Raw genomic sequence first — 15,127 nt, forward strand, 5'->3', positions numbered from 1 at the left:
TTCCTGCCAGGTCAGGCCGCGTCGCTGAAGTCGTAGTGCAATTCGTTATCCCGGGCGCTGATTCGCACGCCTGCCAGCGCTTTGCCTTCGAGCATGCGGGTGAGGAACTCGCGGCTCATGTCCGGCAACAGGCTGTTGGTCAGGATGGTGTCGATCATCCGCCCGCCGCTTTCGGTTTCGGTGCAGCGGGAGACGATCAGGTCGATCACCGCGTCGTCGTAATCGAAGGCCACTTTATGAGTGTTCTCCACGCGCTTTTTGATGCGGTTGAGTTGCAGGCGGGTAATGGCCTTGAGCATGTCGTCGTTGAGCGGGTAGTACGGAATGGTCACCAGGCGGCCCAACAATGCCGGCGGGAAAATCTCCAGCAGCGGCTGGCGCAGGGCCTTCGCGATTTCTTCGGGCTCGGGCACGTTTTGCGGGTCTTTGCAGACCTGGGCAATCAGATCAGTACCCGCGTTGGTAGTCAGCAGGATCAAAGTGTTCTTGAAGTCGATCACTCGGCCTTCGCCGTCCTCCATCACGCCTTTGTCGAAGACCTGGAAGAAGATCTCGTGCACGTCCGGGTGGGCTTTTTCCACCTCGTCCAGCAGCACCACGCTGTAGGGTTTGCGCCGCACGGCTTCGGTCAGCACGCCGCCTTCGCCATAGCCGATGTAGCCCGGTGGCGCGCCCTTGAGGGTGGACACGGTGTGAGCTTCCTGGAATTCGCTCATGTTGATGGTGATGACGTTCTGCTCGCCGCCGTACATGGCTTCGGCCAAGGCCAGGGCGGTTTCGGTCTTGCCCACGCCGGAAGTGCCCGCGAGCATGAACACGCCAATCGGTTTGCTCGGGTTGTCGAGGCCGGCGCGGGAGGTCTGGATGCGCTTGGCGATCATCTGCAAGGCATGGTCCTGGCCGATGATGCGTTTCTTCAGGTGCTGGTCGAGGTTGAGCACGGTTTCCAGTTCGTTGCGGGCCATGCGGCCCACCGGGATACCGGTCCAGTCGGCGACCACCGAGGCCACGGCCTGGTAATCCACGGTCGGCAGAATCAACGGGGTTTCCCCTTGCAGAGCGCTCAGACGCAGTTGCAGGTCCACCAGTTTCTCGCGCAGAGCGTGGCTGTCTTCACTGCCAACGTCGCGGTCTACCACGCCGACGCTTTCGCGCAGGGTGGCGCGGGTGGCGAGCAGTTCGTCCACCAGGGTTTTCTCTTCGGCCCAGCGGCTTTCGAGTTCGGCCAGGCGTTCGCGCTCGGTGGCCAGCAGGTTTTCGCTGTTGCTTTGGCGGGCGCCGATGACGATACCGATGGCGTGCTCGCGGGCGATGATTTGCAGTTCGGTTTCCAACGCCTCGATGCGGCGACGGCTGTCGTCCACTTCGGCCGGCACGGCGTGCAGGCTGATGGCGACCCGGGCGCAAGCGGTGTCCAGCAGGCTCACGGATTTGTCCGGCAACTGGCGCGCCGGGATGTAGCGATGGGACAGCTTGACCGAGGCTTCCAGGGCTTCGTCAAGGATCTGCACCTGATGGTGTTTTTCCATGGTCGAGGCCACGCCGCGCATCATCAACAGCGCCTTGTCTTCGGACGGCTCGGCGACTTGCACCACCTGGAAGCGGCGGGTCAGGGCCGGGTCTTTCTCGATATGTTTTTTGTACTCGGCCCAGGTCGTGGCGGCCACGGTGCGCAGGGTGCCCCGGGCCAAGGCTGGCTTGAGCAAATTGGCCGCGTCCCCGGTGCCGGCGGCGCCACCGGCACCGACCAGCGTGTGGGCTTCGTCGATAAACAGGATGATCGGTTTTGGCGAGGCCTGGACGTCTTCGATGACCTGGCGCAGGCGCTGTTCGAATTCACCTTTCATGCTCGCGCCGGCCTGCAACAGGCCGACATCGAGGCTGCGCAGTTCCACGTCCTTGAGCGCTGGCGGTACATCACCGGCGACGATGCGCAGGGCAAAACCTTCGACCACGGCGGTTTTACCGACGCCGGCTTCACCGGTCAGAATCGGGTTGTTCTGCCGACGGCGCATGAGGATGTCCACCAGTTGGCGGATCTCTTCGTCACGCCCGACAATCGGGTCAAGCTTGCCGCTGCGGGCCTGCTCGGTGAGATCCACGGTAAAACGCTTGAGCGCTTCCTGCTTGCCCATGGCGCTGGGGGCCATGGCGCCGCTGGCTTCACCGGGCACGCTGCCGGCGTTGAAACCGTCGCTGGCGCTGAGCGCATTTTCCGGCGAGTCACCGACGTATTCGTCAAAACGCTCGCTCAGGGCCTCGACCTTGATTTTGTCGAACTCTGCCGACAGCCCGAGCAGCCCGTGGCGCAGGCTCGGTGTCTTGAGGATGCCCAACACCAGGTAACCGGTACGCACCTGGCTTTCGCCGAACATCAGGCTGCCGTAGACCCAGCCACGTTCCACGGCATCTTCCACATGGGAGGACAAGTCAGTGATTGAAGTCGAGCCCCGTGGCAAACGGTCCAGGGCTTCGGTCAGGTCCCGGGCCAGGCGTGCCGGCTCGATATTGAACTGGCGGATGAGACGGTGCAGGTCCGAGTCCTGCAATTGCAGCAACTGATGAAACCAGTGGGCCAGTTCCACATAAGGGTTACCGCGCAGTTTGCAGAACACGGTGGCGGCTTCGATGGCTTTGTAGGCCACGCTGTTGAGTTTGCCGAACAACGCGGCGCGACTGATTTCACCCATGCTCTTAGCTCCTTGAGGTTTGTGAGGTGTTGGCCTGCTCGGCGTAATGCCGGGCCAGTATTAAGTCCTTGGCATCTTTTTCGGGCTTGCCCAGCCAGGTATTGAACCCCAGGCGGAAGCGGCCATTGAGCTGCAGCGCCGGTACTTCGGGCTGTTTCAGAATCAGGTTCAGATCCCAGTCCAGTTCATGGCCCAGGTATTCGGCGACCCAGGCCACCAGCTCATTGAAGGGTTGGCTGCCGGGCAACATGCTCATGTAGTCATCGAGCTTGAGTGGCCCCAGGCGAATGCGGAATTTGTGCTGGCGATCCCAGACGTAACGGCCCAGGCAAAAATCCATGCCCAATTGATGGGCGCTGACGCCCACGCGGCTGCGTTCCGGCAGTTCCAGCCATTGGCCGACGTACTCTTCAATCGCCACCGGCAGGCCGAAGTACTCGCTGAGAATGGCCTTCAAACCGTCCGGGTAGCGGGTTTGTGCCGACAGATGACCGCTGTAATGCAATTTCGCCGTGTCGGGGATCAGCCCTTGTTTGAGCAGGCTCGGCATGCCGCGGCCGCTCAGTGCTGCCAGGCGTGCCGACCAGTAGTCATCGTCCGGACGGTCATGGCTGACCGTCGGCCGCGCTTCGGCCCAGGCCCGGTAAAACAGGCTCAGCAGGCGGTGATGGAACACATCCAGGAAGCGTTTGCTGGTGCTGTCGGCGTTGTTGCGCTGGCGTTCGCGCACATATTCGGTGATGTGCAGCGGCAACGGGCCGTTAGGGCCGCCGAGGCCGAAAAAGAACTGCTCCAGGCGCGCCGGCGCACCGTCGACGCCTGGCTGTACCGACGCGAGGGTCGCCGGGGCGAAGGTGCATTCGGCCTGTTGCCCAAGGCGCAGCGGATCATCGGCCAGGCGCAACGAATGGCCCAGGCGCGGTAGCTCAGGCGATTCGCACTCGATGCGCCGCAACGCCTGGAAGAAGTCGTATTCCCAGGGCTCTTGGTGCATCGCGTCCAGAGTATTCACAGGGTCGGACGGCGTCCTGGCTTGGCTTTCCATCGCATGATCTCGCCGCGTTCGGTGGTACGGATCACCGTCTCGGTAAAACTGTTGATCGACACGTAGCGTGCCAGGAAGCGCTCGAACACTGCACCGAGCAAGAAGACTCCAGTGCCGCGAAACGCGTTTTCATCGAATTCCAGGGTGATCTCCAGGCCACGACCAAACACGATCGGGCCGGGCATCGGCAGGCGTCGGGTGCAAGCCTTGCTGCTGACTTCGCGCAGGCCTTCGATCTGCAATTGCAACGCCGCGTCGTTGCTGTCGCCGTACAGGCGCAGCAGTTCGCGCAGGGCGGCGGCGCCTTCGCCTTGTTCGCTCAGGGACAGGTAATTCAGCGACAGCTGGCTGATCAATCGCCACGCCTTGGCGTCATGGGCATGGCTGGCGCGTGGACGGCTCGGGCCTGCCACGCAGCGCACCGCCGCCACAGGTGCGCTGTCGGCCAGGGTGAAGTCGGTCTTGCTGTTGCCCACACTCATGAACAGCGGCAGGTCGCGGTTGGTGCACAACGCGGTGACACCCAGTTGGCGCAAGTCGTGGCGATAAGGCGCCTGCTGGCTGTCCACCAGGCTGACGAAGGTTTCGCTGCCGATGTACGTCGAGCGCGGGCCGTTGCGCCGCTGGCCGCTGGACAGCACGCGGGGTTCGCGCCGCACCGTGTACCAGGCCTGGTCGCGGCCGTAGCGAGATGGATCGCGTACCGCATAGAACGGCAGAAAAGGCTGCTCCGACCCGGTGCCGTGGCCGGTGAGGGTGGTCAGGGAATGAATCTCGAAATCCATTGGCCGGGTGCGGTCGGCGATCACATGGTGTTCATTGACCCGATCCGAAAGATGGATGCGATCCAGGCGCTTGGGAAACAGGTTGATGGCCGGGGTGCAGAACGGCAGGAACTGCGCGGCTCCGACGCTGCCTTCCAGGCTTGGGTCGTGACGGTCGAACAGCACGATCAGTTCCAGTTCCTGGCCATCGCAGCGTTTGACCGCCCGGCTCAACTGGGTGAAGTCGACAAACAGAAAGCGCTGGGGCAGGGCGAAGTATTCCTGCAACAGGCGATAGCCCTGGAAGGCTCGCGACACCACCGGCAGCGCGGCGTCGGTATCGTCGAATCCCTGGGAGCGCAGTGCGTCCTGCGGCAGGCGTTCCACCCAGTCGGCGCCGGGCTGACGGACGAACACGGCACAGGCATTGCCCAGCAACTGTTCATAGAGACGGAAGGGCTGCTCGTCTGCGCCACTGAGGTACAACGGCAGGTTGTCCAGGGCCAGACTGTTGAACGGCAGTTCGGCGCCGGTGCGCAGGGTCAGGCGCAGGCCGGCTTTAGCCTTGGGCTCGCCGGCGGCCAGGCGCCCGAGCACGGCGGACGGGTTGCCGAAGTACTCGGCCTGGCTGACCTGCAACGGCCACAACGTCACCGCATGGGCGGTGCGGTACTCGCAGCAGGTTTGGCTTTCGCGGCCCAGGGCGGTGCGCAGGACTGTGTCCCGGGGCAGCGGGAAGCCGCTGCTCAGCGAGCCTTCATCGGGGTCGGCCTGCAATTGCACCACGGTCATCGACGGGGTCGGCGCCAGGTAATGGGGGTAAGCGATTTCCAGCAGGTTGTGGGTGAAGGTTGGGTATTCAGCGTCGAGCTTGAGCTGTACCCGCGCCGTCAGGTAGGCGAACCCTTCCAGCAAGCGCTCGACGTACGGGTCGGCGCAGTCCATGCCGGACAACGTCAGCCGACTGGCGATCTTCGGGTATTCCTGAGCGAACTCCGCCGCGCTTTCGCGCACGTGGTGCAATTCCTGGTTGTACAGCTCCAGCAGGCGCGGGTTCATGAGCGTCTCCGCTGATCGGCGTTGATCACGCGCACATGACCGGACTCCAGGTCCAGGTCGGTCTGCAGCATCAGACGCAACGGCACAGGCTGGGCCCAGAGATCGCCTTCGATCTCGAAACTCAGGGCGTTGTGGTTCATCTCGGCCGATGCCCGGGCTCGCACGCGCAAGGTGTTACGCAGGATCCGCGGCTCGAACGTGGCGATGGCCTGGTGGATCAACGCTTCAAGCGCCGCGATATCGACATTCGACGCACTGTTGCCGGCCAGGGCTGGCAGCCCGAAGTTGATCACCGACGTGCCGGCCGGGGTGTGCAACGTCGCATCGGCGCCGAGCAATGAAGTGGTGTTGAGCAGCCACGCCAGGTCACGCAGCACCGAGGCCTTCAGTTGGGTCAGGGATAGCACGCGCTTGTCGGCGCTTTCCTTGAGGTTGCTCGGGTCATCATCGGTCAACCGGTCCAGCAGGGACGGTTGCAGGCGATCGCGGGTGGCGATTTCGGTTACCACGAGAAATGCGCCACGAAACTTTTCTGGTCCATGACGCCGGTCATGCAGCCAGCACTATGAGCGACTTTCGACACTTCCATGGGCTGGTCTTTGATTTGGCGGATGGCCTGATACCGAGCGTCACAATCATGGCTCGGAGCGGGTTCGGGTGTGGAGTGTTCCACGATAATGATTTGGGCGTTGTTGAAGATTTCGACCCGTGGCTGACCTTTTCGGTCGACACTCAGAAAACAAGGCCACGGCATGTCTAGTTTCAAGAGGCTTTGGTCCTGTTTGCGCAAGGCGCATTGCTGATCGTGGTTTTCCAGGGTCAGTGTTTGTCCGGCAAAAATGATTTGATTGCTGGGTGCCGCGAGTTGCTTTTGTTCGGCCCAGGCATTAGCGCTCAACAGGAGGCCGCTAGAGAGCAGAATCAACAGGGTTCGCTTAGTCATTTCAAGCCTCAAAGCCAACCTGTCATGAGTGATACGCAAAGTCGTGGGCGATTGCATGTGAAGTCGCTTACCAAGTGAAAAGCGCTGTGTAGTCTTTCTGATCGCCTGCACCGCGCAAGCAACTGGCACTGGGTGCGACGATCGAAGGTTCGAGCTGGCCGTTGATTTGACGAATGGCGCGGTACTCGGACCGGCATTCACGACTGTTCGCTGGGTCAACGTTCACATGCAGCACGATCACGATCGGTACGTTGTTGAAGGATTCGACGTGAGGTTTGCCCTGTCGGTCGACAGCAAATTGGCAAGGCCATGGCATTTCGAGGGGCAGCACGCTCTGATCCGGTTTACGCAACACGCATTGCTTCTGATCGTTCTCCAGCATCAATCGTTGTCCGCCCAAGGTGACGACTTGATCCTCGGAAGCTGGAGTAGTTTCCTGGCCGGCACACGCCCACAGGCTCGGCAACACGCAGCACAAGGCCGCCAGGTTTCGGCTGGATTTGATCATGTCAGCTCCCAGAACCAGATGGCTCTGGATTGGTAGGTAAGGTCGCTGTAACGGCCGATGGTAAAACCGCGATTCCAAAGGTCGATATGGTCGCCCGTGCGATTTTCTGCAGCTTCCCCAGGCTGCCGGAAACAGTCCTTGAAGAAGATGAGCCCGGTCTTGTCTTTCAACTTGCGGCGTTCTTCGGCACTTCCACCGAGAATCAGTGGCCGCCCCAGATGGTGCTTCCATAACCAGTTCGCCAGCGACTCGGCTCCCCTGGCATGTTCATGCGCACATTTGGGTTCGGTATAGGTAGATTTATTGACCTTGATGGTCAGCTCCGCATTGAGCGTCATGCTCATACGGATAGCGCACTGGTTTGCCCACGGACCGTCGCAAGGCTTTGCGTCAGGATGAGTAACCAGCAGATCGGAATACGCTTTCCACAAATTAATAAACGAAGGCTTGGCCATGACTCAGACACCGCAGGGAAAGGATTGGATTCGAGCAAGCACCAAAACACCCCCGGCGCATAACGCCGGGGGCCTCTTCGATTACACCTTGACGTTCTGGCGGATGTTCCAGCCGAACTTGACCGGCCCGCCGTCCTTGGTGCCGTCGGCTTTTTGTGGCTGATAGTCCACCAGCACCTTGGCGAAGTTCAGGGTGACGTTTTCGGTCAGGCGATCATCGCTGCCCGAGCCGCCGGTGCTCAGGGAAGTGATCAGCACTTCTTCCAGGTTGATGATCATGTACTCGACCTGGCTTTCACCGCCGGCCTTGCGCACGGTCAGCTTGACCTTGTCGATGTGCTTGCCGCTGGCGCAGTGCATCATCAGGTTCGGCGTGGCCTTGTCGACGTATTTGGTCAGCGACAGGTCCTGGATATTCACCTTGCCGGCACCGCCGCCGCTGCCCACGTGCATGTTGCCGGACTGAGCCATGCCCCAGCTCCAGTTCAAGACGTCGATTTCGTCCTTGTGGGCCTTGTCCATGGACTCGCCCTTGATGTCGCCGATCTTGATGAAAATATCAACAGCCATGTTTTCTCCCTGTGTGGTCTCTACCACATTGTTTGGTTGACGCCGACCTTGCGAAATCTGTTCAAAGCTACTGCAGAATCACGCTTTCTCGAGCCTGGTCCAATGCCAGTCAAGGCACAGAACCTGTGGGAGCCGGGCTTGCCCGCGATGCAGGCACTGCGGTTTTTCAGCAGAACCGCGTTGATGCCATCGCGGGCAAGCCCGGCTCCCACACAAGCGTGCCGCTGCAGTCTTTTATGCGCCTTTGGCCGAAGGCAGCTTGGATACCAGGCGCAGCGACACGGTCAGGCCTTCGAGCTGATAGTGCGGGCGCAGGTAGAACCTGGAGTTGTAGTACCCCGGGTTGCCTTCCACATCCTCGACGATCACTTCGGCCGCAGCCAATGGATGCTGAGCCTTGGTGGTTTCGGTGGAGTGCGCCGGATCACCGTCGACGTAGTTGAGGATCCAGTCCTGCAACCAGCGCTGCATTTCGTCCTTCTCTTTGAAGGAGCCGATCTTGTCGCGCACGATGCACTTCAAGTAATGAGCGAAACGGCAGGTGGCGAACAGGTACGGCAGGCGCGCGGCCAGGTTGGCGTTGGCGGTGGCGTCCGGGTCGTCGTACTCGGCCGGTTTCTGCAACGACTGGGCGCCAATGAACGCGGCGAAGTCGGTGTTTTTCTTGTGCAGCAGCGGCATGAAACCGTTCTTCGCCAGCTCCGCTTCACGGCGGTCCGAAATGGCGATTTCGGTCGGGCATTTCATGTCCACGCCACCATCGTCAGTCGGGAAGGTGTGCGCCGGAAGGTTTTCCACTTCACCGCCAGACTCCACGCCACGAATGCGCGAGCACCAGCCGAAGTGTTTGAACGAGCGGTTGATGTTCACCGCCATCGCGTAAGCGGCGTTGGCCCAGGTGTACTTGGAGCTGTCGGCACCGTCGGTGCTTTCTTCGAAGGCGAAGGCCTCCACCGGATCGGTCTTGGCGCCATACGGCAGACGCGCGAGGAAGCGCGGCATGGTCAGGCCGATGTAGCGCGAGTCTTCCGATTCGCGCAGCGAGCGCCAGCCGGCGTATTCCGGGGTGGTGAAGATTTTGGTCAGGTCGCGCGGGTTCGACAGTTCCTGCCATGAGCCCATGCCCATCACGGTCGGCGAGGCGGCGGCGATGAATGGGGCGTGCATGGCGGCGCAGACTTTCGACAGTTCGCCCAACAGTTCCACGTCTGGAGGCGACTGGTCGAAGTAGTAATCGCCCACCAGGCAACCGTAAGGTTCGCCGCCGAACTGGCCGTATTCTTCCTCGTACATCTTCTTGAAGATCGGGCTCTGGTCCCACGCGGTGCCCTTGAATTTCTTCAGGGTCTTGTGCAGATCATTCTTGGAGATGTTGAGCACGCGGATCTTCAGTTGCTCGTCGCTCTCGGTGTTGTTGACCAGGTAGTGCAGGCCACGCCAGGCGCTTTCCAGTTGCTGGAAATCGGGGTGGTGAATGACCTGATTGACCTGAGCGGTGAGCTTGGCGTCGATGGCGGCGATGATCGACTCGATCGACTTGATCGCGTCGTTGGACACCAGGTCGGTCTGTGCCAGGGCCTGTTCGGCCAGGGTGCGCACGGCGGTCTCGACGGCTTCGCGGGCACGGTCGGTCTTGGGTTTGAATTCTTGCAGCAGCAGGGAGGCGAACTCGCTGGCTTCTTCGGTGGTGCTCAGTGTCTGAGCGTCTGCACGTACTGAATCGGTCATGATCATTCGTCCTGATTAAGCCTGAGGCTCGGCTGGCTTCGGCGCACTGGCAAGTGCCTGGAGCAGCGCCGGATCCTTGATGGCCTTCATGATGATTTCTTCGGCGCCAGTCTTGCCGTCCATGTAGGTCAGCAGGTTGGCCAGTTGGGTGCGCGCTTCGAGCAGCTTGTTCAGCGAGTCGACCTTGCGCGCCACGGCGGCGGGGCTGAAGTCGTCCATGCTTTCAAAGGTGATGTCCAGGCTCAGGTTGCCTTCGCCGGTCAGCTCGTTGGGCACGTGGAACGCGACGCGTGGCTGCATGGCCTTGAGGCGCGAGTCGAAGTTGTCGACATCCACTTCGAGGAACTTGCGATCGGCCACGGGTGCCAGAGGCTCGGCGGGCTTGCCGGCGAGGTCCGCCATGACGCCCATGACGAAGGGCAACTGGACCTTTTTCTCGGCGCCGTAAAGCTCGACGTCGTACTCGATCTGCACTCGAGGCGCACGGTTGCGCGCGATGAATTTCTGAGAACTTTGCTTCGCCACGTTGCTGCTCCTGGTCGCTCAAGCGACGGTGTTGGCGTCACCGGTGATACCGGTGACGTGACTGCGTGATCCGTTCGCTTTTATTCGCTGTCTGGTCCGCGCAGATTTTCAAATTGGCTCATGCCGTCGGGAATCAGATTGCGCACGATGGCCGCAAAGTCGGCGTGCACCAGATTCTTCGCCCGGTTCAACAGCACCGGCAGCGGGCTGGAGGGCTCATGACGGGTGTAGTACGCAAGAATCCGGTCCAGGCTGCGCAGCACGTCGTCGCGGTTGTTGATCTCGCCAGTGCCGGTACTGCGCGGAGCACTCGGTGCGCTCGGTGTGGTGGCGTGTTCAACCGGCGCGGCGCTGTCGTCACCGAGGGCATCGGGCAGGGGGCTGTCACCGCTCTGCGGGGCGAACTGGCCGAGGATCTGCAAAGCCATTTTGAGCGGTTGCTTCAACGGGCCAAGGTCAACGCCTTGGGCGGAACCAACTTGTTCGCTGACGTGCTGTTCGATGGCCTCGGCAGCACCGCGGGCCTCGTGCAGGGCGGCGCGGGTGATTTCAAGCTGTTCGGGATCGCTGTCGAGGAACGCCCCGGCGAGTTGCTCGGCACCGAGGTTTTCGTCAGGGAAGCTTTGCAGCCCGCTGGCGTTGGCGGCGGCGCGCAGGCTGACAGGGCCAAAGGCACGCGAGCGGGCCAGGATGCTTTCGCGCAGCAGGCGAACGGTGACATCGGAGGTCAGGCCGGCGAGGGCATTGATGCGCACGGTGGGGTCGTTGTTGTCTTCGGCATCCAGGCGCGGATGCAGGTCGGCCCAGTATTGCTTGAGCAATTCACTGATCAGTGTCAGGACGCGGGCCAGGCCGCTGACGCCTTCGAGGGCAAGGGAGCTTTGCAAAAGGAAATGGGTGATGCGCAGGTCTTTGCTGCGTTGCAACAACGCCAGGCTTTGCTGCTGGATGCTGCGCCATTCTGGGGGTTCGGCAGGCAATATCGAATCGCCCATGCTGCGCTCGGGCTTGCCTAGGGAGTCGCGTTCCAGGTGCAAAAAATCCGCGTCATATTCCAGATCTTCGCCACAAGGCGAAGTCGCGGACACGGCGGCGAGCAACAAAGGCACTTCCACTGAATTTGATCTCCATATCGCCCGCTCGAGAGTCGGGCAGTTCCATGTTAGTTCCAAGTGGAGCTTCACATGTTTCCTTGAATGTAATGGCCATTTAGATGCTCAGCGATCTTAAAGTGCCATCATTCATATTCAAGAAGTTGTGCATTTTTGGTGTAGTACTTATGGCTTGTCAAGGTAAGCTATTTCCCCTGTGTGACAGATGTGAGGTGCTTAACAACCCGCGCGACCAGTGGGTCGAGGCGGGCACTGGTGCAGGTTTTTTGTCACGAAAGACGGTTAAGATCAGCAATCATGCTGGTAAAACGTGGTTTTTCAGGTTGTTTGCAAGGGTTGTCGGCGAGTCGCTCGGGCGTTAAGTCCCTCACTCGCCCGCGCGCAAAGTGTTCAGCAAGGAGGCAAGATGTCGCTGTGTTTGACTATCACTAGTTATCACAAAATTACCCCGGGTCAGTGCTCTGAAAAATCCATGGATCAGGGTGTGATGGCGATTGGCCGCAATTTGGATAATGACTGGATATTGCCTGACCCCGAGCGCTTGGTGTCCGGCAAACATTGCGTAATTCAATACAAAGATGGCCGCTACTACTTAACCGATAACAGCACTAATGGTGTGGAATTGGTCAAGGCCGGTATTCGTTTGCGCAAAGGAAACAGCGAGCCATTGCAAGATGGCGAAGTTATTCGCATCGGTGATTACGAAATCCAGGCGCGCATCGACTTCAGTCTGCCGGCGACCGACAGCAACCCTTTCGCTGATTCGTCCAATAGCTTCGAGGCCATGATGGGGCGCCAGGGCGCCGTTGCGACTGCTCCGACGTCGCTGTCCATGACACCACCTGCACATTTTCAGGGTGTGTCGGCAATGGACACACTGCCAGACCTGTTTGACTTCCTGGCACCGACCACCATCCCGCCGGCCACCCAGCCCGACCATGTCCCGGCAGAGCAGCATGACTTCCGACCACCGACCCCGATACCCCATCCAACGCCTGTGATCGAGCCTGTGCCGCAGACGTCAATGCCGGTGATTCCGGAAGATTGGGATCTGTTCAGCGACACGCCTGTGCCGGTAGCGGTCGCCCCTTTGCCGGTCGCAGAGGTTGCGCCGCCCCCCATGCCTGAACTCCGCGTGCCGATCGAGCCGGCCCCCGAACCGCCCGCGGCCATCGTCGAACGCCCGGTCAATCCGGTCAGTTCGGCCGACAACGCTCAGCCCGACCTGTTGCAAGCCTTCCTGCGTGGCGCCGGGCTGGATCAGTTGCGCCTGGACAAGGCCCAGGCCGAAGCGCAGATGGAAAGCATCGGCCGCAGTTATCGGCTGATGGTCGAGGGCCTGATCGATGTCTTGCGTGCCCGCAGCAGTCTCAAGGGCGAGTTCCGCATTCAGCAGACGATGATTCAACCGGTGGAAAACAATCCGCTGAAATTCGCGCCCAATGTCGATGAAGCCTTGCTGTTGCTGTTGCGCCAGAGCAATCAGGCGTTCATGGCGCCGGACCTGGCGGTGCGCGACAGCTTCGATGATTTGCGTGCCCACCAATTGGCAGTGATGGCCGGTGTGGAAGCGGCGATCAAGCACCTGTTGGCGCGCTTCGAGCCGGCGCAACTGGAAGAGCGCATGGGCAAACCCGGTGGCCTGTCGAGCATTTTCAATGGCTCGCGACAGGCCCAGTACTGGCAGCAGTTCACCGAGCTCTACAGCAATATTTCCCGTGAGGCCCAAGAGGATTTCCAGGACCTGTTCGGTCGGGAATTCAGCCGCGCCTACGAACAACACAGTACAAGGCAGCGTCGCGGCTGAGCGCGCCATTCATAGCAAAAAATGGAACAACGGATAGCTGAAACGTCATTGAGGACGCAGGATGATTCCCAGGTTTTTACTCGCAGTCGCCACCGTGCTTCTGCTGGCCGCGTGTGCCAAGGATACGGTCAAACCCGAGGCCGCTGAGGCCGAGGCCGACACCGCCGCCGTCGAGTTGCACTTCCACGCCATCGCCAGCCTCAACCCCGGCACCAGCGGCCAACCGGCCCCGGTCCGGGTGCGCATTTTCGAACTGAGAAATGCCGCTACCTTCGGCCGTGCCGATTATTTCGCCTTGGCCGAACGGGCCCAGGCGACGCTCGGCGCAGACCTGATCGACCAGGACGAAGTGCTGGTCCAGCCCGGCCAGCAATTGAGCCTGCAACGCGACCTCGATCCGGCCACCCGCCACATCGGCGTGCTGGTGGGCTATCGCGAACTGGATCAGTCGTTGTGGCGCACGGTGATGAATGTCCCGCCGCGCCAATACACCGAATACCAGATCAGCCTCGATGTGCGCGCCGTGCGCAGCGCCGTCGTGGTTCCCCCATCCAGCCCTGCCCAATAAAGCAATCGGAGCTCCCATGTCCTGGAACAATCGCGTGGTCTGGTCAGAAGGCATGTTCATTGGAACGCAGCACTTCCAACAGCATGACCGTTACCTGGAAAACCTCATCGACGCCCGAAGCCGCCCGTTATCGGCCGGCGCCTGGGGTTTCTCCGAATTGCTGATCGATCAGGGCCTGTTGGCCCAGGGCAAACTGGCAATCATCTCGGCGCGGGGGCTGTTGCCGGACGGCACGCCCTTCAACATTCCCCAGGATGACCTGGCGCCGAGCCCACTGAATGTCGACGACAACCTGCGCGATGGCTTGGTATACCTGGCCTTGCCGCTCAAGCGCGCCGGTGCCCGGGACACCGTTGATGACGGCGAAACCCTGGGCGCTGCGCGCTACGTGAGCCAGGTGCGCGAAGTACGGGACGACAACGCACCGTTCGAAAACCGTGCGCCAGTGGCCGTGGGTTCGAGGGCGCTGCGATTGTTGATTGCCGAGGATGGCATCAGCGACTACGCCGCCATCGGCCTGGTACGAATCAAGGAGAAACGCGCCGACCGCGCCCTGGTGCTCGACGACACTTACATCCCGCCGCTGCTGGATGTCTCCGCCGCCAAACCGCTGGCCGCGTTTCGCAGCGAACTGCTGGGCCTGCTGCACCAACGTGGCGAAGCCCTCGCCGGGCGGGTGGTGGCGTCCGGTGCCGGCGGTGCCTCGGAAATTGCCGACTTCATGCTGCTGCAACTGGTCAACCGCGCTCAGCCGTTGATTCAGCACTTGAGCCAGTTGAGTCCGTTGCACCCCGAGCGGTTCTACAGCGAACTGGTGAGCCTGGCCGGCGAGTTCTCGACCTTTACCGCTTCCGGGCGGCGACCGCAGGAATACCCGCAGTACCAGCACGATAACCTCGCGCTGAGTTTTGCGCCGGTGATGCAAGCCTTGCGTGAAGCGCTGTCGATGTTGATCGACAGCAAGGCCACGCCGATTCCGATTGTCGAAAAAGCCTACGGCGTGCATGTGGCGATGCTGGCCGACAAGACCCTGCTCGACAGCGCCAGCTTCATCCTGGTGGTGCGCGCCGACGTGCCCGCCGAAACCCTGCGCGGTCACTTCGGCCAACAGAGCAAGGTCGGCTCGGTGGAGCACATCCGCAACCTGGTCAACCTGCAATTGCCGGGCATTGGCCTGCTGCCGCTGCCGGTGGCACCACGGCAACTTCCTTATCACGCCGGCTCCACCTATTACGAACTGGACCGGGGCAGCGAGCATTGGCAGCAACTGGCCAACTCCGGCGGTTTTGCGTTCCACATCGCGGGGCAGTTCCCGGGGTTGAACCTGGCTTTCTGGGCGATCCGAGGATAAAC

At 61.1% G+C, this 15,127-nt stretch carries 14 protein-coding genes; 3 read left to right on the forward strand and 11 right to left on the reverse strand.

What is annotated here, in order from left to right; translation table 11 throughout:
• Positions 1-11: 11 nt before the first annotated feature.
• From tssH to tssA, 11 genes are all read right to left on the reverse strand, one after another.
• Positions 12-2,690: a type VI secretion system ATPase TssH gene (gene tssH / locus ACQ4OB_RS21655; RefSeq protein ID WP_430956410.1), complete on the reverse strand. Its 2,679-nt coding sequence runs from the start codon at positions 2,688-2,690 to the stop codon at positions 12-14.
• A 4-nt stretch (positions 2,691-2,694) separates the two neighbouring features.
• On the reverse strand, positions 2,695-3,735 hold the full coding sequence (gene tssG / locus ACQ4OB_RS21660; RefSeq protein ID WP_430956411.1) for a type VI secretion system baseplate subunit TssG: 1,041 nt from the start codon (positions 3,733-3,735) through the stop codon (positions 2,695-2,697).
• A complete protein-coding gene (gene tssF / locus ACQ4OB_RS21665) occupies positions 3,699-5,558 on the reverse strand; it encodes a type VI secretion system baseplate subunit TssF (protein WP_430956412.1) in 1,860 nt (619 codons plus the stop codon). Before tssF ends, tssG begins: the two co-directional genes overlap by 37 nt.
• Positions 5,555-6,067: a type VI secretion system baseplate subunit TssE gene (gene tssE / locus ACQ4OB_RS21670; protein WP_074872059.1), complete on the reverse strand. Its 513-nt coding sequence runs from the start codon at positions 6,065-6,067 to the stop codon at positions 5,555-5,557. The genes tssF and tssE overlap by 4 nt, the downstream gene beginning before the upstream one ends.
• Entirely contained in the window at positions 6,061-6,558 is a 498-nt protein-coding gene (locus ACQ4OB_RS21675) for a hypothetical protein (protein WP_232252230.1), read from the reverse strand. Before ACQ4OB_RS21675 ends, tssE begins: the two co-directional genes overlap by 7 nt.
• Before the next feature lie 10 nt (positions 6,559-6,568).
• Positions 6,569-7,009: a hypothetical protein gene (locus ACQ4OB_RS21680; RefSeq protein ID WP_074872055.1), complete on the reverse strand. Its 441-nt coding sequence runs from the start codon at positions 7,007-7,009 to the stop codon at positions 6,569-6,571.
• On the reverse strand, positions 7,006-7,464 hold the full coding sequence (locus tag ACQ4OB_RS21685) for a type VI secretion system amidase effector protein Tae4 (RefSeq protein WP_076029268.1): 459 nt from the start codon (positions 7,462-7,464) through the stop codon (positions 7,006-7,008). The genes ACQ4OB_RS21680 and ACQ4OB_RS21685 overlap by 4 nt, the downstream gene beginning before the upstream one ends.
• An 81-nt stretch (positions 7,465-7,545) precedes the next feature.
• Complete coding sequence (locus tag ACQ4OB_RS21690; RefSeq protein WP_074872051.1) at positions 7,546-8,034, reverse strand: Hcp family type VI secretion system effector; 489 nt, start codon at positions 8,032-8,034, stop codon at positions 7,546-7,548.
• Between the two features lie 234 nt (positions 8,035-8,268).
• On the reverse strand, positions 8,269-9,762 hold the full coding sequence (gene tssC, locus ACQ4OB_RS21695) for a type VI secretion system contractile sheath large subunit (protein WP_074872049.1): 1,494 nt from the start codon (positions 9,760-9,762) through the stop codon (positions 8,269-8,271).
• 15 nt (positions 9,763-9,777) lie between these two features.
• A complete protein-coding gene (tssB, locus tag ACQ4OB_RS21700; protein WP_007894500.1) occupies positions 9,778-10,287 on the reverse strand; it encodes a type VI secretion system contractile sheath small subunit in 510 nt (169 codons plus the stop codon).
• 80 nt (positions 10,288-10,367) lie between these two features.
• The gene (gene tssA, locus ACQ4OB_RS21705; RefSeq protein ID WP_430956413.1) at positions 10,368-11,402 is read right to left on the reverse strand and encodes a type VI secretion system protein TssA; all 1,035 of its coding nucleotides are present in this window, start codon (positions 11,400-11,402) and stop codon (positions 10,368-10,370) included.
• 403 nt (positions 11,403-11,805) lie between these two features.
• Between tssA and tagH the strand changes: the two genes are divergently transcribed.
• The 3 genes from tagH (at position 11,806) to tssK (ending at position 15,125) form a co-directional block, all read left to right on the forward strand.
• Complete coding sequence (gene tagH, locus ACQ4OB_RS21710) at positions 11,806-13,206, forward strand: type VI secretion system-associated FHA domain protein TagH (protein WP_102614538.1); 1,401 nt, start codon at positions 11,806-11,808, stop codon at positions 13,204-13,206.
• Between the two features lie 61 nt (positions 13,207-13,267).
• Positions 13,268-13,774 (forward strand): type VI secretion system lipoprotein TssJ, encoded by a 507-nt coding sequence (gene tssJ, locus ACQ4OB_RS21715; protein WP_430956414.1) that lies wholly within the window; start codon positions 13,268-13,270, stop codon positions 13,772-13,774.
• A gap of 16 nt (positions 13,775-13,790) precedes the next feature.
• On the forward strand, positions 13,791-15,125 hold the full coding sequence (tssK, locus tag ACQ4OB_RS21720; protein ID WP_074872042.1) for a type VI secretion system baseplate subunit TssK: 1,335 nt from the start codon (positions 13,791-13,793) through the stop codon (positions 15,123-15,125).
• Positions 15,126-15,127: the final 2 nt, after the last annotated feature.

It is taken from the genome of Pseudomonas sp. ES4 (assembly GCF_050586665.1).
Classification (GTDB): domain Bacteria; phylum Pseudomonadota; class Gammaproteobacteria; order Pseudomonadales; family Pseudomonadaceae; genus Aquipseudomonas; species Aquipseudomonas frederiksbergensis.

Excerpts from the sequence above, each read along its gene's own strand:
- ACQ4OB_RS21685 (WP_076029268.1), bottom strand. The coding sequence starts at position 7,464 with ATGGCCAAGCCTTCGTTTATTAATTTGTGGAAAGCGTATTCCGATCTG.
- tssC (WP_074872049.1), bottom strand. The coding sequence starts at position 9,762 with ATGACCGATTCAGTACGTGCAGACGCTCAGACACTGAGCACCACCGAA.
- ACQ4OB_RS21690 (WP_074872051.1), bottom strand. The coding sequence starts at position 8,034 with ATGGCTGTTGATATTTTCATCAAGATCGGCGACATCAAGGGCGAGTCC.
- tssG (WP_430956411.1), bottom strand. The coding sequence starts at position 3,735 with ATGGAAAGCCAAGCCAGGACGCCGTCCGACCCTGTGAATACTCTGGAC.
- tssK (WP_074872042.1), top strand. The coding sequence starts at position 13,791 with ATGTCCTGGAACAATCGCGTGGTCTGGTCAGAAGGCATGTTCATTGGA.
- tssH (WP_430956410.1), bottom strand. The coding sequence starts at position 2,690 with ATGGGTGAAATCAGTCGCGCCGCGTTGTTCGGCAAACTCAACAGCGTG.
- ACQ4OB_RS21675 (WP_232252230.1), bottom strand. The coding sequence starts at position 6,558 with ATGCAATCGCCCACGACTTTGCGTATCACTCATGACAGGTTGGCTTTG.
- tssJ (WP_430956414.1), top strand. The coding sequence starts at position 13,268 with ATGATTCCCAGGTTTTTACTCGCAGTCGCCACCGTGCTTCTGCTGGCC.
- ACQ4OB_RS21680 (WP_074872055.1), bottom strand. The coding sequence starts at position 7,009 with ATGATCAAATCCAGCCGAAACCTGGCGGCCTTGTGCTGCGTGTTGCCG.
- tagH (WP_102614538.1), top strand. The coding sequence starts at position 11,806 with ATGTCGCTGTGTTTGACTATCACTAGTTATCACAAAATTACCCCGGGT.
- tssF (WP_430956412.1), bottom strand. The coding sequence starts at position 5,558 with ATGAACCCGCGCCTGCTGGAGCTGTACAACCAGGAATTGCACCACGTG.